Below are 22187 nucleotides of genomic sequence, written 5' to 3'. Positions count from 1 at the left end.
TTCATTATAAAAGAGCTAATATTTCTATATTTTAACAAATTATTCAGAAAATTGGTATGATTTTTTAATTCAAAGAAATGGATATTTAATTATTAAATTACTCTTGCATATTTTGGAATATAATTATACAATATCGATATACGATGTATCGTGAGTCGATATATCATATATCGATGTATCGGAGGTAGTTATAATGAATGCGAAGGCGCAAAAATATATTCCGTTAACTGAGGCGACATATTACATATTATTGTCACTCGTGAAGCCGTTGCATGGCTACGGAATTATGCAAATGGTAGAAGAGATGACAAATGGGGAAGTAAAGCTCGGCCCTGGTACTTTATATGGAAATACGACGAAATTACTAAAAGAGAAGTTAATTGTTGAAGTTGCCTCTACAGACAGAAAGAAGTGCTATGAGTTAACGCCGTTTGGGAGAGAAGTGTTAGAGCTCGAGTATAACAGATTGCAGAGATCTGTAAGGAATGGAAATAGTATATTAGGGGAGTGAATGAGAGATGGAGACAAAGAAGGTATTTAAATTTTTCATGGCATGGAGTTTAGAAAAAGAAGAAGCTTTTTTACGGAAAATGCATCAAAAAGGTTGGGCGTTACAAAGATATAATTTGTTGTATACGTTTAAGAAAACAGAACCGAAAGATGTAATATATAAAGCGGATTTTAGATTGGTTTATAGGGATTCAAAAGAAAAACAACAGGAGTACTTTGAAATATATGAAATGTCTGGTTGGAAACGTGTCACAAGTTTTACAAGATGGAATTATTTTTGTAAGGAAGTAGAGAAGGGAATTGAGTTACCTGACATATATTCAGAGAAGGACACGAAGGTACAAAAAATGAAGGAATTATTACAATTTTTCGCATTGATTTCAATAACTATATTACCCTCAATGTATAGCGTATTTTTAAGTTCAACAGAATCAAGGGTGCCAATTTGGGCGAAAGTTATGACAGGGTTTGTAGGTTGTATGTATGCTTATTTCTTCATGAGGATTTTTTGGAAAATCAAGAAATTGAAAAGTGAAATATTATAATAAAGATTAGACCCTAGAAGAAGATAATGATGACAATGAACAATGACATATTATCTTCTTTAATTTTTATGTAATTCTATTTTGTTAACTATTTTTTATATAATAAAACATTATATATTTAAGGCATAGAACTAACAGTTACAAAGATAATACCAGTAACAATACCTAAAAAAATCATAAATGAAGAAGTAATTAATAATAACGAACTAGCAATGAATATCACTTTATTAGATTTTTGTTTTTTGTAAAGGAAATAAAGTAAAAGACTACAAACAGTAGAAAGTATCCATATAGCTAAACCGTAAGAAGTCGAGATTTTCTTCCAATCGGAAATCCAAAAGTAAAAGCTTATTATGTGACAAGTTAATAGTAGAAATGTTGATGGAAGCATTATCTTTTTATTTAAAATCATTTGTTTCACCTCCCTTATGTAAATATTACTAAAATGGTGTGGATTTTAACATATAATAAGGAAGAAATACATTTTTAATTAACGTATTAAACGAAAAAATCCCTTATAGAAAAATCTATTTCTACAAGGGATAATCATATTTTTATTAGAAAGACTGATTTTGCGCAGGTTTAATAAATTGTTCAGGGTTTTCAACAAGTCCGCATACAGCACATTGGACACGGTATGTAGGTCCTTGATAAGCCATATGAAAAGCATTCATCGTTTCATTTGTGTATTCTTCTTCCACTTGACCAGTTTGTGGATTTATTTTGACTGGTTTTACTTGTTGCTCAAGAATATTAAAGCGAGTACGGTTCGTTTTACAACTTGGACATAGCATTGGTTCCATATGTATACACCTCCATTTGTATCATTTCTTAAAATCTTTAATTTTATGCAAGCAAAAAACTTTCTCAATATAAATAGGTGTTTAATGTATTTAAAATTCAGAAAAAATAAAATATAATAAAAGTACGAACTGGTTATGTCCAAACCAAATCTCCTGTTTTATGCCAATAAGCTGGGGGGCCGAGAAATCGGCCTCATTTTTTTTGCTCATTACTACAAGGAACAAGGTTTTATGAGACTTTTGTCGAAATTTTAGGGATAGATACAAAGGGGGATGTAAAATGAATTTGAAAATGAAGTACATCATTTTATATGTAGAAAAGTTTGAGGAATGTTTAAAGTTCTATAAAGATATTTTACAGTTACCTATAAAAGCAGAGCACGGCACATATATTGAATTTAATACTGGAACTACCATTTTAGCGATGAATACGCGGCAAGATGTGAAAGAATTAACAGGACTACCGCTTACAGAAGGTGAATTACAGTCTTCTCATTTCGAGTTAGGATTCGTTGTTGAGAATGTACAAGAAACGATTGAGCAATTTAGAGAGCAAGGTATTAAAATTTTAGTGGAGCCAATTGTAAAACCGTGGGGACAAACAATTGCCTACATTGCTGATCCAGATGGAAATTATATTGAAATTTGCAGTTCATTAGAATAGAGGGAGAAAGAGAGATGGGATTTCCGAAACTAGAAACAGAACGTTTATTCTTAAGAGAACTTACACTATTAGATGCAGAAACGATGTTCCAATATTTTTCGAAAGAATCAGTTATACGTTATTTCGGAATGGATTCTTTCCAAAATATTGAGCAAGCGAAAACAACGATTCAAACGTTCAAAAATCGTTATGAAGAGGGCAGTGTATTTCGCTGGGGAGTCGAGAAAAAAGGGACGGGCCAATTAATCGGAACGTGCGGATTTCATTTAATTAATAATCATCATAAACGAGCTGAAATTGGTTATGAATTAGATGATACATATTGGGGACAAGGATATGCATTGGAAGCATTACAAGCAATTTTAGCTTACGGATTTGAAATACTGCAACTAATAAGAATCGCAGCGGTTGTATATGTAGAAAATAAAGCTTCTCAAAAATTATTAATAAAAGCAGGATTTCAAGAAGAAGGATTACTTCGAAAACATATGATTCAAAATGGAGTTGCTCATGATACCATTTTATATTCTTTATTAAAAGAAGAGTGGAAGAAGTAATGAGTACAAACGAACTTATAACGATTATGAAGAAGCATAGGGAAAATAGATTCATTTTAGGTATAGATGGTTTAAGTCGATCTGGAAAAACAACATTCGTAGCCAATTTAAAAGAAAATATGAAACAAGAAGGCATTCCGTTTCGTATTTTCCATATTGATGATCATATAGTGGAGCGTAATAAACGATATCATACTGGATATGAAGAATGGTATGAGCATTATTATTTACAATGGGACATTGAATGGCTAAGGCGGAAATTTTTTCAAAAGCTACAACATGAAACAAAATTGAAATTACCTTTCTTTCATGAAGAAACAGATATATGTGAAATGGAAAAAGTACAGATTCCTATTGTAGGCGTAATTGTTATTGAAGGAGTTTTTCTGCAGCGAAAAGAATGGAGAGATTTTTTTCATTATATGGTCTATTTGGACTGTCCAAGAGAGACAAGGTTTCTACGTGAGAGTGAAAAAACGCAGAAAAACCTTTCAAAGTTTGAAAATAGGTATTGGAAAGCAGAGGATTATTACTTAAAAACGGAATTGCCGAGGGATAGGGCGGATTTAGTCATTGAATGATTTGAAAATAGAAGGTGAATAGAATGAATATTTTATGGGATTTTGATGGGACGTTATTTGATACGTATCCTGCATATACAATGATGCTTTCTGAAATATTAGGTGATTCAGTAGAAAAACAAGAAATATACAAAAACTTAAAAATATCATACTCTCATGCAATTCAGTATTATAATATTTCATGTGAGCAGGAAGAAAAGATTAAAGTTTTGAAGGGGAAATTCACGCCAAAAGATATGAAACCTTTTGCAGGTGTCGAAGAGGTTTTGAAATTTGCAAATAAAAATGTGATTATGACCCATAAACATAGGGAAGGGGTTATGGGCATTTTAAAATATTACGGCTGGGAAAAATACTTCGTAGATATGGTTACAATTGACGATGGCTTTCCTCGAAAGCCAAACTCTTTAGCTTATAATCATCTGCATAAAAAATACAATATTGATTTAGCTATTGGAAATAGAGAATTAGATTTATTACCTGCAAAAGAATTAGGTATTTCAACATGTATGTTTCAAGGTGATTGTGATGTAGCGGATTATTCTTTATCACATTACTCGGAGTTTTTTAAGATAGTGAGTGATAGAGAGTTTTCTTTATAAAAAAAGTTATTAATAAAGACTGAATCTTTCATTTTAAAGGTACAGTCTTTATTTTTTAGAACTCTTTCATTTTATTCCGCATTAACGGGTAGCCTGATTGGTTCAACTAATAATCAGTGAAGGGTGAACAAAACCTCCACTGATTAAAGTTTCACTTTATTTTCTGTATATAATAATTACTAGAGGTTAAAGAATGATCGTCCATCTTTATTAAGGAAGTAGCCAGGTTAATTGTTAGATAGAAATAAACCGAAAGATAAAGTGATAGCGTCTACTTTATCTTTTTTATATTTTAACCAAATTATGGTTATTCATGTTAATATGAATTCATAGCTATATAGAAGGGGTGGGGTTAGTATGAAAACTGAAATAGTTCCTAAAAAGAAGTACAGTATAATAAGCTATGTATCTTTACTCATCGGCATTTTGTGTTTTCTATTCGTTTTTATAACGCCAACAAGGATAGCCAATGCAGGTAATATAGTTGGAGATTATATTACAATTGCCCTGACAGGTGTAGGTATCATACTTTCAATAATCACAATGACGAAAAGAACAGAGAAGAAGGGAATTGCTATTCTTTCATTAATACTGTCCGCATCATTTTTTATATTTTGGATCATAGCAATTATCCTATTGTTTACTGGTCAAATTAGTTTTGCACCGTAATGTGTAATAAAAAGAGTCCTTCTCGTATGAAGGACTCTTTTTACTCGGTATCTTCAGGTTGATATTCTAAAATATCCCCCGGTTGGCATTCTAATGCTTTACATATTGCTTCTAAAGTTGAAAAACGGACTGCTTTTGCTTTTCCATTTTTCAAGATAGAAAGGTTAGCCATTGTAATTCCAACCTTCTCCGAAAGCTCTGTTACACTCATTTTTCTTTTTGCTAACATTACATCAATATTAATAATAATTGCCATATTATTCACCTCAGACCGTTAAATCATTTTCTGATTTTATATCTATAGCATCTTTTAATAGTCTTTGGAGAACGGCAGCAAAGACCGCGATTACCATTGAAGCAAAAATCATAATCATTCCGATAATAATAATGCCAGGGGCGTCATCTCTCTCTGCCACGAGATAGAAAAGTGGCATACCTAATACATATAATACACTAATTGCCAATGCGCTGTACTTAATATTTTTTAAAGCTTGAACAGATAACTCTGAGAATGCGTTATTTTTATCAATATAGTTTAAAAGCTTAAATGTTTGGTACAGTGCGAAGTAATAAGGTATTGCTGTTGCATATAAATTGATAAATACAAGATATTTAATATATGCAATATCTGGATATAATTCTGCAGCGAAAGCTCCTATTTTAGGGACTAAAAAAATGCACATAGCAAGAACGGGGATTCCGATCAGAATCACAACGGTCTTTAAAAAGAGTGTGGATCCTTGTTTCATAAAAAGCACCTCATTTATTTAATATCTTATTAATTTAACACGAAATTTATTGTTTAACAATAAATTTTTATTTCTTTTGATCGAGGATTTATTGTTAAACAAGTAATTAATGAAAAGGATGTTAAATCTTTTTTATAAGATAGATGATACATACCGATATTTAATAAAGGAAAGAAAGGGAAAGTAACTATTGTTAGCTTTATGAGAATTGGGAACTAATAAAACATATGTAGGTTTTGGTATGGAAAAGGAAATAGTGTGTATTTAAAATGAATGCAAAGTTTATGGAGGAACAATCATGTTGAATTATGGTGTGAAGATGAAAAAGTTGCTATTAGTGGCAGCTATAATAGTAAGCGTATTAAGTACGGAAAGTATGATGAATTATCATGCGGCCAAAGCTAAGGTGAAAAAAGTAGAACATCAGCCTAAAAATATAATTATAATGGTTATGGACGGAACGAGTTCAACGGCGGCAACATTGGCTCGCTGGTATAAAGGGGCACCGCTTACGTTAGATCAAATTGTAACAGGAGGAGTTCGTACGTTTTCGGCGGAATCAGCTATTACAGACTCAGCGCCAGCAGCAACAGCATTAGCAACTGGAAATAAATCAAATTCAGGATATGTAGGTGTATTACCTTCTATTGTAAGTTCGCCTAGCTTAGAGCCAATAAAAGAAGAGGACAAGTTACGGCCGGTCGCAAACGTATTAGAAGGTGCAAAACGTACTGGTCGTGCAACTGGAATTGTTGCTACATCTGAAATTCAGCATGCTACTCCGGCGGGATTCTCGGCTCACCATGTCAATCGCAAGCAATTTGACGTAATTGCGAAGCAGCAAGTATATCAAAATATAGATGTCGTATTAGGCGGGGGAAAAGCAGCGCTGCTACCTATGCAAAGTAATGGAATCCGAAAAGATGGTGAAAATTTAGTGAAGGTGATTCAAGACAAAGGATACGATTTCGTTGAAACGAAAGATGCGTTATTGAACTCCAAATCTAATAAAATTTGGGGCTCTTTCTCACATCATGCTCTTGCGTTTGATATGGATCGTATAGCAACAAACCCAGAACAACCAACACTTTCTCAAATGACAGAAAAAGCAATTCAAACATTATCAAAAGATAAAGATGGCTTCTTTTTATTCATAGAAGGTAGTAAGCCTGATTGGGCAGCCCATGCTAATGACCCAATTGGGATGATTAGTGATATATTGGCATTTGATGAAGCGGTAGCAAAGGCGTTACAATTTGCGAAGAAAGATGGGGATACGATGCTCATCGCTTTAACTGATCATGGTAACAGCGGCATCTCTATAGGGAATAGGAATACGACAAAAGGATACAATACTACACCGGTTTCTGCATACATTGATCCATTGAAAAAGGCGAAAATGACACTTGAAGGAACTATAAATAAACTGAAATCTGATTTATCAAATGTAGAAGATGTAGCTAAACTATATGGTTTGGATAATCTAACTCATGATGAAAAAGAAAAATTAAAAGCGGCAAAAAAGAAAATGGATGTAGGACGAATTCTTACTACATTATTGGCTAATCGTGCAAATATCGGCTTTACGACAGGAGGACATACAGGTGAGGATGTATTCTTACATTCTTATGGACCTCAAAAACCAGAAGGCTTAATCCAAAATACAGACATTGCGAAGACGATGGCGAAAGCGATGGGCTTTAACTTAGAAGAAGTAACGAATAAAATATTTTTAGAGAGTGAACAAGTCTTTAAGAAAATCGGTGCAACTGTAACAGCCGACAAAACCGAAGGAGCAAACCCGTTACTCGTAGTAAAACGTAATAAAGTAGAAGCACAATTATTTGGTAACAAAAATATAATTCGTATCAATGGTAAAGGACATGAATTAAGAAGTATTATTGTAGAGAGTAATGGAAAGTGCTATGTACCAGAAGAAGCAATTCAACTATTTGTAAAGCATTCTCGTTAAAAAATTGCCAACCAGTTAAGCTAACTGGCGGCAATTTTTTGTGTTTATTCTAAATATAAGGGTTCGGATTGTTTTGGAAAGTTTTCCAGATGAGACTTGTATAAATGTGAAAGGGGAGTTATATTTTTTCTTACATTAAAAAATTTCGTTTTGTAGAATAGAGAATTTATACATATAGTAAAGTCTAATGTGTTATCAATTAATATTTACGAAAAATATATTAATACTTTAGAATTTCTTTAATTTTCATTATTTTTTATTTAAGGTTATCCGTTATATTTATAATGTATTTATTTCAATTTATTGTATTTCAGCGCAGTTTTATATAATTATAAAGCAATCATCAAAATAAAATCTCCACTAGAGTAAATTTATTATTTTTTTTGCGAAAATTATTATGCAGCTAAGAAAACTGTAGTTTATTGAATTAGAAATATATTAGAATTTAGTTGAAGAAAGAGAGAGGGAATAAAATGAATATAGTGCACTTACGTCCTAAACAGCGGTCTAAGTATCGCATTATGCTAGGGAAGTGGTATTACTCTACAAAGAGGTACATTCAGTGGTTAGCAGACGGAAAAACATATGCAAAAAGGTTCCAACAAGAAAAGCTACCTTGTACAGCAATTCAGCACCAAACGATATTACTTCGTAAGCTTAAAGATGTAGATATGTGGTATCAACAGAATAAGGTTGTTAATTTGAAAATTGCTGTTAAAAAACTAAATGATATCGTCATTAGACCGGGAGAAACATTTTCTTACTGGCGTTTAATAGGTAAGCCAACGAAGAAAAAAGGGTATGTAGAAGGTATGGTATTACACTACGGATCTTTTCAAACAGGTATTGGAGGAGGTCTTTGTCAGCTTTCGAATTTAATATATTGGATGACTTTACATACACCACTGACAGTAACCGAACGATATCGTCATAGCTTTGATGTCTTTCCTGATTCTAGGCGAACTCAACCGTTTGGGAGTGGGGCGACTTGTTCCTATAACTATTTGGATTTACAAATTAAAAATGAAACGGACCAACCGTATCAACTTCACCTTTATATGACAGATGAACATTTAGTTGGTGAATGGAGAACAGTCTATCCGCAACTTTATCAATATGAAGTGTATGAGAAAGAACACTCAATTCAACCTGCATACTGGGGCGGTTATATACGACATAATGTGATTCAACGTAAAGTATATAATCTACAGAAACAGTTAATAGAAGATCAATATGTAACAGAGAATCACGCTATAATGATGTACGAACCACTATTAGCTTGTAATAATGAGAATAGTGAGTAATATGGTAACCCATAGATTAAATAGTATAGAGAATATTTAATTCTTATTTTTACTAAAAAAGTTCACTGTTATTTATAGGTGAGTTTGTTTTTCTATCGTATGTATTTCACCCTTCATAAAAAATATTTCTCAACATTTTATTTGTTGAAAAAGATTGAATATTCGTATTATAACGAATATTATGTTGTTATCGGCAAAAAACGATAATTTGCAGACACTGGGGAGGAAATACATTGAAAAAGAAAAAGAAATTAAAACCATTAGCGGTATTAACAACAGCAGCAGTACTAAGTAGTACGTTTGCTTTTGGAGGTCACGCAGCGCATGCTGAGACACCAACATCATCTCTACCAATAGATGAGCACTTAATACCGGAGGAGCGCTTGGCTGAAGCGCTAAAACAACGGGGGGTAATTGATCAATCTGCATCGCAAGCTGAGACGTCAAAGGCTGTCGAAAAATATGTTGAGAAAAAGAAAGGGGAAAACCCTGGGAAAGAAATTTTAACAGGAGATAGTCTTACGCAAGAAGCTTCTGATTTTATGAAAAAAGTAAAAGATGCAAAAATGAAGGAAAATGAACAGGCGCAGCAGCCTGAAGTAGGCCCAGTAGCTGGACAAGGTGCAGCATTGAACCCTGGGAAATTAAATGGAAAAGTACCTACTACATCAGCGAAGCAAGAAGAATACAATGGAGCTGTTCGAAAAGATAAAGTACTTGTTTTACTTGTAGAATTTAGCGATTTTAAGCATAACAATATTGATCAAGAGCCAGGATACATGTATTCTAAAGACTTTAATCGTGAACATTATCAAAAAATGTTATTTGGTGATGAACCATTTACTTTATTTGATGGATCGAAGATTAACACATTTAAGCAATATTATGAAGAACAATCTGGTGGTAGCTACACAGTTGATGGGACTGTAACAGAATGGCTTACTGTTCCAGGAAAAGCATCAGATTATGGTGCTGATGCGGGTACTGGGCATGATAACAAGGGGCCTTTAGGACCAAAAGATTTTGTGAAAGAAGCATTAAAAGCAGCGGTAGCAAAAGGAATCAATTTAGCAGACTATGACCAATTTGATCAATACGATCAAGATGGTGATGGAAATAAAAATGAGCCAGATGGCATTATTGATCATTTAATGGTTGTACATGCTGGCGTTGGTCAAGAAGCTGGCGGCGGTAAATTGAAAGATGATGCGATTTGGTCACATCGTTCAAAACTAGGTTCAAAACCATATGCAATTGATGGCACGAAATCTTCTGTTTCGAACTGGGGCGGAAAGATGGCTGCATATGATTATACAATCGAGCCTGAAGACGGGGCAGTTGGTGTGTTTGCACATGAGTATGGCCATGATTTAGGCTTACCAGATGAATATGATACAAAGTACTCAGGACAAGGTGAACCTGTTGAGTCATGGTCTATTATGAGTGGTGGTAGCTGGGCTGGAAAAATTGCAGGAACAGAGCCAACGAGTTTCTCACCACAAAATAAAGAATTTTTCCAAAAGAATATGAAGGGGAACTGGGCGAATATCCTTGAAGTAGATTATGACAAACTTAGCAAAGGAATCGGTGTTGCGACATATGTAGATCAAAGTACTACAAAATCTAAACGACCTGGAATCGTTCGTGTTAACTTGCCGGACAAAGATATAAAAAATATCGAATCAGCGTTTGGTAAGAAGTTCTATTACAGTACAAAAGGAAATGACATTCATACAACACTTGAGACACCAGTATTTGACTTAACAAATGCAAAGGATGCTAAGTTCGATTATAAGGCATTTTACGAACTTGAAGCGAAGTATGATTTCCTTGACGTATATGCGATTGCAGAAGATGGAACGAAGACACGCATTGATAGAATGGGCGAAAAAGATGTAAAAGGCGGCGCGGATACAACTGATGGTAAGTGGGTTGATAAATCATACGATTTAAGCCAATTCAAAGGAAAAAAAGTAAAACTGCAATTTGAGTACTTAACAGATATTGCAGTAGCTTATAAAGGGTTTGCGTTAGATAATGCAGCATTAACTGTAGATGGAAAAGTTGTTTTCTCTGATGATGCAGAAGGTCAGCCAGCAATGACGTTAAAAGGCTTTACTGTGTCTAACGGATTTGAACAGAAAAAACATAATTACTATGTAGAGTGGAGAAATTACGCTGGTTCTGACACTGCGTTACAACATGCACGTGGCCCAGTATTTAATACAGGAATGGTTGTATGGTATGCGGATCAAAGCTTTACAGATAACTGGGTAGGCGTTCATCCAGGTGAAGGGTTCTTAGGAGTAGTAGATTCTCATCCAGAGGCAATTGTAGGGACATTAAACGGACAACCTACTGTGAAGAGCAGTACGCGTTACCAAATTGCCGATGCGGCATTCTCATTTGATCAAACACCAGCATGGAAAGTAAATTCACCAACTCGCGGTATCTTCGATTATAAAGGATTACCAGGAGTGGCAAAATTTGATGATTCTAAGCAATACATCAACAGCATTATTCCTGATGCAGGACGTAAGTTACCGAAACTAGGACTGAAGTTTGAAGTGGTAGGCCAAGCTGAAGACAAGTCTGCAGGTGCAGTGTGGCTTCATCGATAAAATAAGGTAAAACGAAGAGGAGCTGCGATAAGTCGGTGAAACTGACTTATCGCAGCTTTTTTCTTCTTGTGAAAAAACTTGCTGTTTTTTTATGTACTTATTGGAAAAATTCGAAGTTTCTTTTATAAATAAAATACTCCGCCTGTCCAATTATAGAAGCTATTTTGGGCGTAAGTAATTTGTAAGTAATGAGTAAGAAAAAAGAGATTTTCATAGTATATAATATTTATTATAGCTACTTTTAACACCTGATACTAATAGTGTGCTATAATATGAATTAGCAACAAAAAGGAAAGGAATTAGAACAATGACCTTAGAAAATACTAAAAATTTAAAAAAACAAGTTGCTCCTTTTGAAAAATCAACGATTAAAAAAAGTGTTTGGCAACTGATCAACACAATCGTGCCATTTATTATTTTATGGTACCTTGCTTATAAAAGTTTGTCAGTTTCTTATTGGTTAACATTAGTTCCAGCACTGTTAGCCGCTGGATTTATGACAAGAATTTTCATTATTTTTCATGATTGCACCCATTATTCGTTCTTTAAAAGTCGACGTGCAAATAGAATAGTTGGAACGTGTATGGGTGTTTTAACATTATTCCCATTTGATCAGTGGGGGCATGAACATTCTATTCACCACGCTACGAGTGGTAATTTGGATAAGAGGGGTACAGGGGATATTTGGACGCTTACAGTTGATGAATATGTAGCTGCACCATTTAGACTTCGTTTAGCATATCGCTTATATCGCAATCCATTCGTTATGTTTGGATTAGGTCCGATTTATGTTTTCTTGCTTAAAAATAGATTTAACCGAAAAGGTGCAAGGCAGAAAGAACGTATGAATACTTATTTGACGAATATTATAATTGTTGCTGTAGTAGCTATACTTTGCTGGGCAATTGGGTGGCAATCGTTTCTGTTAGTACATGGTACTATATTCTTAATAGCAGGTTCAGTAGGGATTTGGCTGTTTTACGTACAGCACACATTTGAAGATTCTTATTTTGAAGAGGATAAAGATTGGGAATATGTGAAAGCGGCAGTGGAAGGAAGTTCTTTTTATAAGCTTCCTAAAATTTTGCAATTCTTAACTGGTAATATTGGATTCCATCATGTTCACCATTTAAGCCCAAGGGTACCTAACTATAAACTAGAAGAGGCACACAATAATACGCTTCCGTTAAAAAATGTACCAACGATTACGCTTGCTACAAGCTTACAATCACTACGTTTCCGTCTTTGGGATGAGAAAAGTAACAATTTTGTTAGCTTTAAAGATGTCAAAAATATAATTAAAAATAATGTTTCTGTTCGAGTGAAATCTGAACTATAATTGCATCGTATATAAAACTCCCCTTAATCATTTTCGATTTAAGGGGAGTTTGTGTTTAAAGAGTAGATGCCAGACCAGATAAGAGGAAAATTTACATAATTCAAATTGTAATTGAAGCAGATTAGGAATTGCTCGTACGTAAGTACAAATATAAGATGACAGTAAATGCATTATGTTAACAAATTCATAGTAAAAGGGGGGATCGTACAACATTATATCCAAAAATAAGAAAAGACTTGAACGAAAATTCCATTCATTTTTCTTGGTGTTCCGCATTCCATACACTTAAATAGGACGCATATTCTAATTCATCTGGATTCTCATGTAACATAGAAATGAATTCTAATTTGTTTCCATCACAATCTAGAAAGTATACACTTGCAGCAGGCATCCACCTTTGGACAATTGGCTTTTGATTTCCTTTTCCTTGACTTCCTATCACTGCTATTCCACGTTCCTCTAGCCACGCTTTAGAAGTCATTAAAAACTCTAAATTTACACCAAAAGCAAAATGTCTCGGCTCAAAGTCTTCAATGTTATGTACTTCCCATAGTCCAAGCATTTGTTGTTTATTTTCTCCGACCCAAAAGAAAGCCACTCTTCTTTTGGAGAGTTTTCTTGCTAACGTTAATCCTAGCTTGTTTTGATAGAAATTTATTGCCTTCTCTAAATTTCTTACATGTAAATGAGTTTCGTATATGTTCTGTATTATTATGATCATTCCTTTCTTTCTTTCTTTATTGGTAACTACCAATTCAATAGTGAATATAATTCTAAAGTTGAAATATGTATAAGCCTAGTAATGTACATCTATATCCGATATTCCTATTTACTATTATATTGAAATTGGAATGTGATAAATCCCACTGAGGTAGTAAGTGTTTAAATGAACACTCTACTACTTTTGTAGGAAAGGGGATATATTCATTAAATTCAGATGAAATCATATAAAAATGATAAAAAAAGACCACACATGAAGTGAAACGCCATGTGTAGTCTTTTATGTATAGTCAAATATTACGAAGTCTCGCTAATTTTAGTTTCACTATGAGTGTTAGTAGAATTTCTTTTCTTAACTTTAAAGTGATAGTAAGTGTAGCAAAAGATGATAAATGGGACAGTGCAATAGATTCCAAGTCGTTGTTCTGGGATAAAAATAAGACTGATTAATATAATGCCATACAATCCAAAACCAAGAATTGGTACGAGTGGATAAAGTGGCGTTTTAAATTTTAAGTCTTCTAATTTTCCGCCGTCTGCTAAATAATGTTTGCGGAAAAAGAATTGAGAAACACAAATTGACATCCAAACAATAATGGTAATGACTCCGGAAATTGAAATGAGCCACAAGTAAACAGTTTCAGCAGCTACTACACTTGTCAAAAGAGAAAAAGCAGAAATAGCTATTGTCATGATTAAAGCGTTGAGAGGAATCCCACGTGATGATAATTTCTTTAAAAATGCTGGAGCCATTTCGTTTTTTGATAAAGACCAAAGCATTCGAGTAGCAGCGTATAGTCCTGAGTTTGCGACAGAAAGAACAGCAGTAAGAATAACAAAGTTCATAATATCAGCTGCATATGGAATACCGATATTATCAAAAACAGCAACGAATGGACTCTTTGTTAATCCAGCTTCTTCCCAAGGAATTAAAGCAACAAGAACAAAGATTGCTAAGACGAAGAAAAACATTGTGCGCCATATAATATTTCTAATAGAACGAGGTAAAGTTTTTGCTGGATCTTCACTTTCACCTGCTGCGATTCCGACAAGCTCTGTACCTTGGAAGGAATAATTGACTGTAACCATTGTTAATAGAATAGCTGCAAGTCCATTCGGAAATAAACCACCATGATTTACGAAATTTGAAAGAAGTGGAGCTGGTTCATCGCCTTTTAAATCAATAAAACCGAACATAGCGGCGCCACCAAGAATTATAAAAGCTATAATGGCAGATACTTTTATACTTGAAAACCAAAATTCTGTTTCTGCATAACTACGAGCAGATAATGCGTTAATAGTGAAGATGGTAACGCCAAATATTAAACACCAAACCCAAACAGGAATATCAGGAAACCAGCGCTGCATTGTAATACCGGCAGTTGTAAATTCAAGACCGGTCGTATTCGCCCAGCTTAACCAATACAACCATCCGATTGTAAAGCCAGTTGCAGGATTGATGAATTTAGTAGCATATTCCTGAAAAGAACCTGAAACAGGCATGGCTACAGCAAGTTCACCAAGACATAGCATAACGAAATACATTAATAATCCACCAGCAATAAAGGCAAGTACGGATCCACCAGGTCCAGCCTGACTTATAATAAAGCCAGATCCGTTAAATAACCCGGTTCCAATCACACCACCGAGTGCAATCATGAATAAGTGTCTACTTTTCATCGTACGTTTTAATTCATTGTTTGTATTGCTTACTTGCGCCATTGTTTTCCTCACTTTCGTAGTTGATAGAATAACGTTTGATGTTTTTCCGTATTATGGAATGTATTCCGTGATGTGAAATCTTGTTATAATTTTCAGATAATTAAAAAGAAAAGTCAATATTTTTTTGTTTGCGTTTTCAATTCGTTGTTAGTGATATGTTTTTATTGTTAGAAAATTAAATAAATAGATTGATTTCATTTCGAATGTTTGCTAAATTGATAGTTAATTAAGCGTACTAACATATTACGAGTAAAGTTGAGGCGAGTTATGGTACAGTCCATTGATCGAGCGATAAGTATTATTAAATTATTGAATTCTACAAATGAAAAAGAGTATTGGGCTATTTCTGATATAGCTGATGGAACACATCTCCCGGTTAGTACAGTACATAGATTACTTAACTCTCTAATGGAGCATGGGTTAGTTACACAAATTACAGAGACAAAACAGTACAAAATTGGACCAATGTGGATGGAAATAGGGTTGCGTCAATTGGAGAAGGTAGACTATAGATCTGTTGCAAGAGAAGTGATGAAACGTTTGGCTTCTGAAGTGGAAGAAAGTGTCTATTTGAATATTCCAAACGGAACACATTCTATTATCATTGAAAGAATTGATAGTCCTTTAAAAATTCGAGTTATCGATAATCTAGGAGAACAAATTCCACTTTCAATTGGTGCTGCAAATAAAACGATGCTTGCCAATATGAAAACGAATGAAATGGAACATATTGTAGAGTATTTACTTCCTTCATTACCAGAACAAAAGCAAATTCTTCTTAATCAAATAAAGCAAATAAAAAATGAAGGATATGCTGTCAGTTATGGTGAAAAAACAGAAGGGACAGCTTCAGTAGCTGCACCTATTATCGGATTTAATCATAAAGTAGTAGGAGCATTAAGTGTTGGGTTAATTAGTCATCGTATTAATGATGATCGACTATCTTTTCTTATTAGCAAGGTAAAACAAGCGGCTCATGAAATATCAATAAAAATCGGCAGTACATCAGAACTATAATTTTGATAGCTGTCGTCATTTTTTATTCATATACTGGAATTAGTTTTCATAATGCGGAAAATAGGGGGATTTATATGTCAAAGTGGCAATCAAAAGAACAATTGGTTCAATTATTAAGCAGTCTTGTTGAAATTCCTAGTATTACCGGTTCAGAAGCTGAAGTAATATTGCCAGACTTTGTTGTGGAACAATTATCTGACTTACAGTATTTCAAACAAAACCCGCACCATTTGCAAAAAAATCCGACAGGGGACGGACGATATTTTGTTACAGCACTAGTAAAGAAAAGCGATAGTACAAAAAATACTGTAATTCTAGTAAGTCACTTTGATGTTGTAGATGTACAAGATTACGGAATGTGGAAAGAAGATGCATTTAATCCTAAAAAGTTAACATCTATGTTTTATTCTCATAAAGATGAACTTCCAGACCATGTACGTGAAGATATAGAACATGGAGAATGGCTGTTTGGTAGAGGAACAATGGATATGAAATGCGGCCTCGCATTACAAATGGCAATGATTGAGCAAGCTTGCGAAGAAAGATTTGATGGGAATGTTCTTTTATTGGCTGTACCAGATGAAGAAGTAAACTCTGTAGGGATGAGAGCTGCTGTTCCAAGATTACTAGAGTTAGCAAGAGAACATGATTTAGAGTATAAAACGGTACTAAACTCAGAGCCTATGTTTTCAAGACATCCTGGTGACCAAAATAAGTATATTTACACTGGCTCTATTGGTAAAGTGTTACCTGGTTTTCTTTGCTACGGAAAAGAGACACATGTAGGTGAACCTTTTGCAGGGTTAAATGGGAGTTATATGGCTTCATTAATAACAGCAGAATTAGAGTTAAACACAGACCTTTGTGATATTGTAGAAGGGGAAGCGAGTCCTCCGCCAACTAACTTACTTCAAAGGGACTTAAAAGAGGATTATTCTGTACAAATTCCGCATCGTGCAGTTACATTATTTAATTTGTTTTTATTAGAAAAATCAATGACAGATGTAGTTTCATTGTTACGTCAAAAAGTAACGAAAGTAGCAGAGAAAATAGAAGAGTCGTATGAAAAACATGCATATCGTTTTTCTAAATATAATCCATTTATACCACCTAATCTCAAAGTAAATGTATTAACTTATGAAGAGCTTATCACATATGCAATTGAGCAACATGGACGAGAAAAAATAAATCATATTCAATCTAATATTATAAAAAATAGAGGAGATAAAGATGATCGTGCGGTAACCATTGATTTAGTAGATAAATTAGCGATTTTATGTAAAGAAAAGGCACCGATGATTGTACTTTTCTTCGCTCCGCCGTACTATCCAGCTGTGAGTTCACGCAACAATCCTTTAATAAAAGAGGTAGTTGTAGAAATGGAAAAGTATGCACACTACAATCATAAAATTACATTTGAAAACCAAAATTATTTTGGGGGGATTTCAGATTTAAGTTATGTAGGCTTGCAGTATCCACTGGATTCAATGAGTTCGCTTGTAGACAATATGCCATTATGGGATAAAGGTTATTCAATTCCGCTTCAGGAATTAGAAGAGTTTGATGTTCCAGTATTAAATATGGGGCCGGTAGGAAAAGATGCACATCAATGGACAGAACGTCTAGATGTAAACTACGCATTTGAAACGCTATTAGATATGTTACCGAAGTGCATTGAAAAATTATTAGTTTCTAATAAAATTACACAATCATAGTAGGGAATAGGTAAGGGATAAAACAGAACCTGTAAAGAAGATTTGAATGAAATTATTTTAATATAATTAAAACTGAAACGGCCAAACTCAATTATATATGAGTTTGGCCGTTTATCATGTAGTGAATTTCTAATTAAATTCATATGAATTCATAGCTAACGCGATCTCTTTTACAGTTTTACTTTTTAGTTTGACCAGATAGTTCAACAGACTTTTGCGTACAACGCTGCATAGCTGAAATAATCGCTGTTCTCAGTCCTTTTTCCTCCAATGTTGCTACAGCTTCTATTGTCGTTCCGCCAGGAGAACAAACCATATCTTTCAATTCACCTGGATGTATTCCTGTTTCTAGTACCATTTTTGCAGAGCCTAACACAGCTTGAGCAGCGAATTTATATGCTTGATTTCTTGGCATACCATCTAGTACAGCAGCATCTGCCATCGCTTCTATAATCATATATACATAAGCTGGTGAAGAACCACTTACGGATGTGACAACATCCATTAATTTTTCACTTACGATCTCTGTTTGACCAAAACTATTGAAAATGTTTAGTACATCTTCTAAATCTTTTTCTGTCACCATTTCATTCGGGCATAATGCAGACATTCCTTCTCCAACAAGAGCAGGAGTATTAGGCATTACCCTTACAACCTTTACTTTTTTATTAAAGGCATTTTCAGTACTTTCAATACTTTTCCCAGCAGCGATCGTAACGATGATAGCATCGTTTTTGATTATTTCTTTTATTTCATTAATTATTGACGCGTATAGGTCTGGTTTGATTGATAAAATTAAAATATCAGCATTTTTAGCTACTTCATTGTTGTCGGTAGTTGTAGTTAGCCCATATTTTTCACTAGCATTTTTTAAATTAGCAGTGTTTAAATCTGAACAAATAATTTGATTTGAAGACACTATATTTTTGTTTATCATTCCGCCAATCATAGCCATTCCCATATTTCCGCAACCGATGAATCCAATTTGTTTATCCATAATAACTCAATCTTGCTCCTTTTATAATCAATTATATCGGTTTGATATTATTTTCTTAGAATAAGAATAACATCCCTGTGCAATATAAAGAAACATTCTAAGAGAATATATTCCTTTTTGCAACACTAAAAGATAAAAATTAATTATATTCGACATTATGTAAATATATACACTATAATGTAAGGTTTTATGTTTATGAATATGAGTTAAACTTATATCATTTTGTATTTTCATTCAGTAGGGCGATAATTTCATACAAATAACTTGCGGCTCTATTTATTTTTAAAAATACCTCTTGACACCGAATCGAACTATATCGCATAATATAAAAAAATTAGATTGAAAATCGTTGAAGGGAATTAGTACATATGTCTTCTTGCGAAAGAGAGTGGAATTCACCGGCTGAAAGATTCCTCGTATAGAATATATCGAACCTATCCCTGAGTCTTAAATGAAAGTTTAGGCGTTCGCCTGCGTTATAGGCACCAAGTGGATATCTATGTATATCAATTAAGGTGGTACCGCGGAACAATGACCGTTTCGTCCTTTTTATTTTATTAAGGGCGAAGCGGTCATTTTTATTTTGCTCTTAAATACCTCATTGCAGCATTGATGAGAATAGATATAGTTACAAAGTGAATGAAGTGTAATTTATAAAAAACTTTGATTTTAGACTTGGGGGATAAAAAAGTGAAAAAACAACGAGTTGTTGTAAAGATTGGGAGTAGTTCCTTGGCAGATAGTCACGGAGGCATCTCTACAGAACAGCTTTCAGATCACGTTGCCGCATTGGCTCGGTTGAAAGAAGAGGGGCACGAGGTTGTGTTAATTACATCTGGAGCCGTCGCTGCAGGTTTTTCAGCGCTAGGATATCCTAGCAGACCTGTAACGATTAAAGGGAAACAGGCTGCAGCAGCTGTCGGACAAAGTTTGTTAATGCAGGCGTACACGGAGGAATTCCGTAAATATGGCATCGTTACTGCGCAACTTTTGCTGACGAGGAGTGATTTTTCTAGAAAAGAACAATATAGTAATGCTTACGCTACGTTAGGAGAATTATTAAACCGCTCCGCTCTTCCAATTATTAATGAAAATGATTCCATCTCTTTAGAGGAGCTGACGTTCGGTGATAATGATATGCTGTCAGCTTTAGTAAGCGGGCTTGTTTCGGCGGATATGCTTATGATCTTTACGGATGTGAACGGGTTATATGACAAAAATCCTCAGAAAAATCCGGATGCAAAAAAATATTATTTTCTTCCTGAAGTTACGGAAGAAATTTCTTCTCTTGCAGGAGATGCTGGCTCAAAACTTGGGACTGGCGGTATGAAATCAAAAATCGACGCTGCAAAGACAGCGCTCTCTCTTGGTGTGAGTGTATTTATCGGAACAGGACGTGGACAGGAAAAGTTTGTAGATGTTTTGAAGGGTAAGGGTGATGGAACGTATGTTGGTAATGCTCCTCAAAAAGAAATGAAGATGAACAAGCAATGGATTGCCTTACATTCGCTTGTTAGCGGACAAATTGAAGTAGATGCTGGGGCAGCTACTGCCATCATTCAGCATGGTAAGAGTTTACTTCCAGCTGGTGTTACGAATGTATCAGGATTTTTCCAAGTGGGTGAAGTTGTAGAGGTTGTAACGCAACAAGGGCGCGTAATAGGAAAAGGACAATGCACATATAGTGCAGAGGAACTAATAGATGTAAAAGGTATGCAAAGCCAAGATATTCAAGTAAGAGGCGAGAGACATAGTTATGAAGTCATCCATAGGGATCATTGGGTTTCACTTTAAAAAGGAGGAAATAAAAATGAATGAAGTGTTGGCAAAGGGGATAAAAGCAAAAGAGGTTGCTAGAGAGCTTGTGCTTAAATCTACAGAGCAAAAAAACGAAGCACTTTCCGCAATAGCTGATCAGTTAATATTAGAAACAGCTTATATTTTAGAAGAAAACAAGAGGGATATTGAAGAAGGTAAGGCAAAAGGATTTTCTGATTCACTCCTTGATCGTCTTCTGCTAACTGAAAATCGTATTATTGATATGACAGAGGGGATTAAGCAGCTAATTGAATTACGTGATCCTGTAGGAGAATGTGTAAGTGCATGGGAAAGGCCAAATGGACTATCTATTCAGGAGATGCGCGTACCACTTGGTGTTGTCGGGATGATTTATGAGGCAAGACCGAATGTAACTGTTGATGCTGCTACAATTTGTTTAAAAACAGGAAACGCAGTAATACTACGTGGTAGTTCTTCTGCTATCCATTCTAACAAAGCCATCGTTAGCGTTATTCACCGGGCGCTTAAGCAAACTAGCTTGCCTTCAGAAAGTGTACAGCTCATAGAAGATACAACGAGAGATAGTGCAAAACAGTTGTTTACATTGAACGAGTACTTGGATGTTCTTATACCAAGAGGCGGTAAACAATTAATTGATACAGTAGTGAGAGAAGCGTCTGTTCCAGTACTTGAAACAGGTGCGGGAAATTGTCATATATTCATTGATGAAACAGCAGATAAACAAATGGCGTTTAATATTATTATAAATGCAAAAACACAGCGTCCATCTGTATGTAATGCAATTGAGACGATTGTACTTCATGAGAATTGGGTAGAGCAATATGGTAGCGAGTTGTTTTCTTCCTTGAATGAAAGAGGAGTGGAGCTACGTGGTGATAATAAAGCAGTGGCGATTGATTCTTCTATCTTACTTGCGACAGAAGAAGACTGGGAAACTGAGTTTTTATCTCTCACACTAGCAGTGAAAGTGGTTTCCACTGTTGAAGAAGCGATTCATCATATAAATACGTATGGATCTATGCATTCTGAAGCAATTATTACTGAAAACGAGGAAAACGTCAGCAAGTTTTTTACTTCTGTAGATGCCGCGGCACTTTATCATAATGCATCGACTCGTTTTACAGATGGATCCGAATTTGGATTCGGAGCGGAAATTGGTATCAGTACACAAAAGTTACACGTAAGAGGACCAATGGGGCTTCCAGCATTAACTTCTACAAAATATGTGATTCGTGGAAATGGACAAATTCGAAAATAATAATAAAAGACACTCAATTGGCTTGGGTGTCTTTTATTATTA

22 protein-coding genes and 1 other annotated feature are annotated in these 22187 nt (G+C 34.6%); of the genes, 15 read left to right on the top strand and 7 right to left on the bottom strand.

Annotated elements, in window-relative coordinates; all coding sequences use genetic code 11:
* Positions 1 to 193 precede the first annotated feature (193 nt).
* On the top strand, positions 194 to 511 hold the full coding sequence (locus ACX9TM_RS15005; protein ID WP_000991882.1) for a PadR family transcriptional regulator: 318 nt from the start codon (positions 194 to 196) through the stop codon (positions 509 to 511).
* A gap of 7 nt (positions 512 to 518) precedes the next feature.
* Positions 519 to 1055, top strand: a complete 537-nt coding sequence (locus ACX9TM_RS15000; RefSeq protein ID WP_000448416.1) for a DUF2812 domain-containing protein — start codon at positions 519 to 521, stop codon at positions 1053 to 1055.
* 118 nt (positions 1056 to 1173) lie between these two features.
* Here the strand turns inward: ACX9TM_RS15000 and ACX9TM_RS14995 are convergent, their stop codons facing one another.
* Positions 1174 to 1467, bottom strand: a complete 294-nt coding sequence (locus tag ACX9TM_RS14995) for a hypothetical protein (RefSeq protein ID WP_063220879.1) — start codon at positions 1465 to 1467, stop codon at positions 1174 to 1176.
* A gap of 145 nt (positions 1468 to 1612) precedes the next feature.
* The gene (locus tag ACX9TM_RS14990; RefSeq protein WP_000433602.1) at positions 1613 to 1858 is read right to left on the bottom strand and encodes a hypothetical protein; all 246 of its coding nucleotides are present in this window, start codon (positions 1856 to 1858) and stop codon (positions 1613 to 1615) included.
* A gap of 280 nt (positions 1859 to 2138) precedes the next feature.
* Between ACX9TM_RS14990 and ACX9TM_RS14985 the strand changes: the two genes are divergently transcribed.
* The 5 genes from ACX9TM_RS14985 (at position 2139) to ACX9TM_RS14965 (ending at position 4931) form a co-directional block, all read left to right on the top strand.
* Positions 2139 to 2522 (top strand): glyoxalase/bleomycin resistance/dioxygenase family protein, encoded by a 384-nt coding sequence (locus ACX9TM_RS14985; RefSeq protein ID WP_001049849.1) that lies wholly within the window; start codon positions 2139 to 2141, stop codon positions 2520 to 2522.
* 14 nt (positions 2523 to 2536) lie between these two features.
* Positions 2537 to 3079, top strand: a complete 543-nt coding sequence (locus ACX9TM_RS14980; protein WP_063220880.1) for a GNAT family N-acetyltransferase — start codon at positions 2537 to 2539, stop codon at positions 3077 to 3079.
* Positions 3079 to 3660: a kinase gene (locus tag ACX9TM_RS14975; protein ID WP_000106113.1), complete on the top strand. Its 582-nt coding sequence runs from the start codon at positions 3079 to 3081 to the stop codon at positions 3658 to 3660. The genes ACX9TM_RS14980 and ACX9TM_RS14975 overlap by 1 nt, the downstream gene beginning before the upstream one ends.
* 23 nt (positions 3661 to 3683) lie before the next feature.
* Entirely contained in the window at positions 3684 to 4262 is a 579-nt protein-coding gene (locus ACX9TM_RS14970; protein WP_063220881.1) for an HAD hydrolase-like protein, read from the top strand.
* Between the two features lie 357 nt (positions 4263 to 4619).
* Complete coding sequence (locus ACX9TM_RS14965; RefSeq protein ID WP_063220882.1) at positions 4620 to 4931, top strand: hypothetical protein; 312 nt, start codon at positions 4620 to 4622, stop codon at positions 4929 to 4931.
* Between the two features lie 40 nt (positions 4932 to 4971).
* Here ACX9TM_RS14965 and ACX9TM_RS14960 read toward each other — a convergent pair whose 3' ends face one another.
* Together ACX9TM_RS14960 and ACX9TM_RS14955 are read right to left on the bottom strand one after the other, a co-directional pair.
* Entirely contained in the window at positions 4972 to 5187 is a 216-nt protein-coding gene (locus ACX9TM_RS14960; protein WP_000974619.1) for a helix-turn-helix domain-containing protein, read from the bottom strand.
* A 10-nt stretch (positions 5188 to 5197) separates the two neighbouring features.
* The gene (locus ACX9TM_RS14955) at positions 5198 to 5680 is read right to left on the bottom strand and encodes a DUF2975 domain-containing protein (protein WP_000809113.1); all 483 of its coding nucleotides are present in this window, start codon (positions 5678 to 5680) and stop codon (positions 5198 to 5200) included.
* A gap of 298 nt (positions 5681 to 5978) precedes the next feature.
* Between ACX9TM_RS14955 and ACX9TM_RS14950 the strand changes: the two genes are divergently transcribed.
* The 4 genes from ACX9TM_RS14950 to desA all read left to right on the top strand — a co-directional run bounded on the left by ACX9TM_RS14950 (position 5979) and on the right by desA (position 12916).
* On the top strand, positions 5979 to 7652 hold the full coding sequence (locus tag ACX9TM_RS14950; protein ID WP_000935916.1) for an alkaline phosphatase: 1674 nt from the start codon (positions 5979 to 5981) through the stop codon (positions 7650 to 7652).
* A gap of 473 nt (positions 7653 to 8125) precedes the next feature.
* Positions 8126 to 8956, top strand: a complete 831-nt coding sequence (locus tag ACX9TM_RS14945) for a VanW family protein (protein WP_001028241.1) — start codon at positions 8126 to 8128, stop codon at positions 8954 to 8956.
* A gap of 233 nt (positions 8957 to 9189) precedes the next feature.
* Entirely contained in the window at positions 9190 to 11577 is a 2388-nt protein-coding gene (locus ACX9TM_RS14940) for an immune inhibitor A domain-containing protein (RefSeq protein WP_000727440.1), read from the top strand.
* A 307-nt stretch (positions 11578 to 11884) separates the two neighbouring features.
* Positions 11885 to 12916: a Delta(5) desaturase DesA gene (gene desA / locus ACX9TM_RS14935; protein ID WP_000171504.1), complete on the top strand. Its 1032-nt coding sequence runs from the start codon at positions 11885 to 11887 to the stop codon at positions 12914 to 12916.
* Between the two features lie 253 nt (positions 12917 to 13169).
* Here the strand turns inward: desA and ACX9TM_RS14930 are convergent, their stop codons facing one another.
* Together ACX9TM_RS14930 and ACX9TM_RS14925 are read right to left on the bottom strand one after the other, a co-directional pair.
* Positions 13170 to 13628 (bottom strand): VOC family protein, encoded by a 459-nt coding sequence (locus ACX9TM_RS14930; protein WP_065382385.1) that lies wholly within the window; start codon positions 13626 to 13628, stop codon positions 13170 to 13172.
* A gap of 305 nt (positions 13629 to 13933) precedes the next feature.
* Complete coding sequence (locus ACX9TM_RS14925; protein WP_000079991.1) at positions 13934 to 15358, bottom strand: amino acid permease; 1425 nt, start codon at positions 15356 to 15358, stop codon at positions 13934 to 13936.
* A 267-nt stretch (positions 15359 to 15625) separates the two neighbouring features.
* Between ACX9TM_RS14925 and ACX9TM_RS14920 the strand changes: the two genes are divergently transcribed.
* Together ACX9TM_RS14920 and ACX9TM_RS14915 are read left to right on the top strand one after the other, a co-directional pair.
* Entirely contained in the window at positions 15626 to 16375 is a 750-nt protein-coding gene (locus ACX9TM_RS14920; protein ID WP_000250758.1) for an IclR family transcriptional regulator, read from the top strand.
* Between the two features lie 74 nt (positions 16376 to 16449).
* Positions 16450 to 18090 carry a M20/M25/M40 family metallo-hydrolase gene (locus ACX9TM_RS14915; protein WP_000049571.1) on the top strand — a complete coding sequence of 547 codons (1641 nt, stop codon included), beginning with the start codon at positions 16450 to 16452 and terminating at the stop codon, positions 18088 to 18090.
* A gap of 178 nt (positions 18091 to 18268) precedes the next feature.
* Here the strand turns inward: ACX9TM_RS14915 and proC are convergent, their stop codons facing one another.
* Positions 18269 to 19087: a pyrroline-5-carboxylate reductase gene (gene proC / locus ACX9TM_RS14910; protein ID WP_000360723.1), complete on the bottom strand. Its 819-nt coding sequence runs from the start codon at positions 19085 to 19087 to the stop codon at positions 18269 to 18271.
* A 340-nt stretch (positions 19088 to 19427) separates the two neighbouring features.
* Positions 19428 to 19638 (top strand) — a binding site (T-box leader).
* A gap of 139 nt (positions 19639 to 19777) precedes the next feature.
* Here proC and proB point away from each other — a divergent pair.
* Positions 19778 to 20881: a glutamate 5-kinase gene (proB, locus tag ACX9TM_RS14905; protein WP_000744808.1), complete on the top strand. Its 1104-nt coding sequence runs from the start codon at positions 19778 to 19780 to the stop codon at positions 20879 to 20881.
* A 16-nt stretch (positions 20882 to 20897) separates the two neighbouring features.
* On the top strand, positions 20898 to 22145 hold the full coding sequence (locus tag ACX9TM_RS14900; protein WP_001006612.1) for a glutamate-5-semialdehyde dehydrogenase: 1248 nt from the start codon (positions 20898 to 20900) through the stop codon (positions 22143 to 22145).
* The last annotated feature ends 42 nt before the right edge of the window (positions 22146 to 22187 follow it).

Source organism: Bacillus sp. LH1, from assembly GCF_057924895.1.
This window is presented reverse-complemented; position numbering and strand designations above follow the sequence as displayed.

Bases quoted from the DNA above. Each gene is read 5' to 3' on its own strand.
- ACX9TM_RS14995 (WP_063220879.1), bottom strand. From the start codon at position 1,467: ATGATTTTAAATAAAAAGATAATGCTTCCATCAACATTTCTACTATTA.
- ACX9TM_RS14970 (WP_063220881.1), top strand. From the start codon at position 3,684: ATGAATATTTTATGGGATTTTGATGGGACGTTATTTGATACGTATCCT.
- ACX9TM_RS14990 (WP_000433602.1), bottom strand. From the start codon at position 1,858: ATGGAACCAATGCTATGTCCAAGTTGTAAAACGAACCGTACTCGCTTT.
- ACX9TM_RS14960 (WP_000974619.1), bottom strand. From the start codon at position 5,187: ATGGCAATTATTATTAATATTGATGTAATGTTAGCAAAAAGAAAAATG.
- ACX9TM_RS14980 (WP_063220880.1), top strand. From the start codon at position 2,537: ATGGGATTTCCGAAACTAGAAACAGAACGTTTATTCTTAAGAGAACTT.
- ACX9TM_RS14945 (WP_001028241.1), top strand. From the start codon at position 8,126: ATGAATATAGTGCACTTACGTCCTAAACAGCGGTCTAAGTATCGCATT.
- ACX9TM_RS14925 (WP_000079991.1), bottom strand. From the start codon at position 15,358: ATGGCGCAAGTAAGCAATACAAACAATGAATTAAAACGTACGATGAAA.
- ACX9TM_RS14950 (WP_000935916.1), top strand. From the start codon at position 5,979: ATGTTGAATTATGGTGTGAAGATGAAAAAGTTGCTATTAGTGGCAGCT.
- proC (WP_000360723.1), bottom strand. From the start codon at position 19,087: ATGGATAAACAAATTGGATTCATCGGTTGCGGAAATATGGGAATGGCT.
- ACX9TM_RS15000 (WP_000448416.1), top strand. From the start codon at position 519: ATGGAGACAAAGAAGGTATTTAAATTTTTCATGGCATGGAGTTTAGAA.
- ACX9TM_RS14955 (WP_000809113.1), bottom strand. From the start codon at position 5,680: ATGAAACAAGGATCCACACTCTTTTTAAAGACCGTTGTGATTCTGATC.
- ACX9TM_RS14965 (WP_063220882.1), top strand. From the start codon at position 4,620: ATGAAAACTGAAATAGTTCCTAAAAAGAAGTACAGTATAATAAGCTAT.
- ACX9TM_RS14975 (WP_000106113.1), top strand. From the start codon at position 3,079: ATGAGTACAAACGAACTTATAACGATTATGAAGAAGCATAGGGAAAAT.
- ACX9TM_RS15005 (WP_000991882.1), top strand. From the start codon at position 194: ATGAATGCGAAGGCGCAAAAATATATTCCGTTAACTGAGGCGACATAT.
- ACX9TM_RS14985 (WP_001049849.1), top strand. From the start codon at position 2,139: ATGAATTTGAAAATGAAGTACATCATTTTATATGTAGAAAAGTTTGAG.
- desA (WP_000171504.1), top strand. From the start codon at position 11,885: ATGACCTTAGAAAATACTAAAAATTTAAAAAAACAAGTTGCTCCTTTT.
- ACX9TM_RS14920 (WP_000250758.1), top strand. From the start codon at position 15,626: ATGGTACAGTCCATTGATCGAGCGATAAGTATTATTAAATTATTGAAT.
- ACX9TM_RS14900 (WP_001006612.1), top strand. From the start codon at position 20,898: ATGAATGAAGTGTTGGCAAAGGGGATAAAAGCAAAAGAGGTTGCTAGA.
- ACX9TM_RS14915 (WP_000049571.1), top strand. From the start codon at position 16,450: ATGTCAAAGTGGCAATCAAAAGAACAATTGGTTCAATTATTAAGCAGT.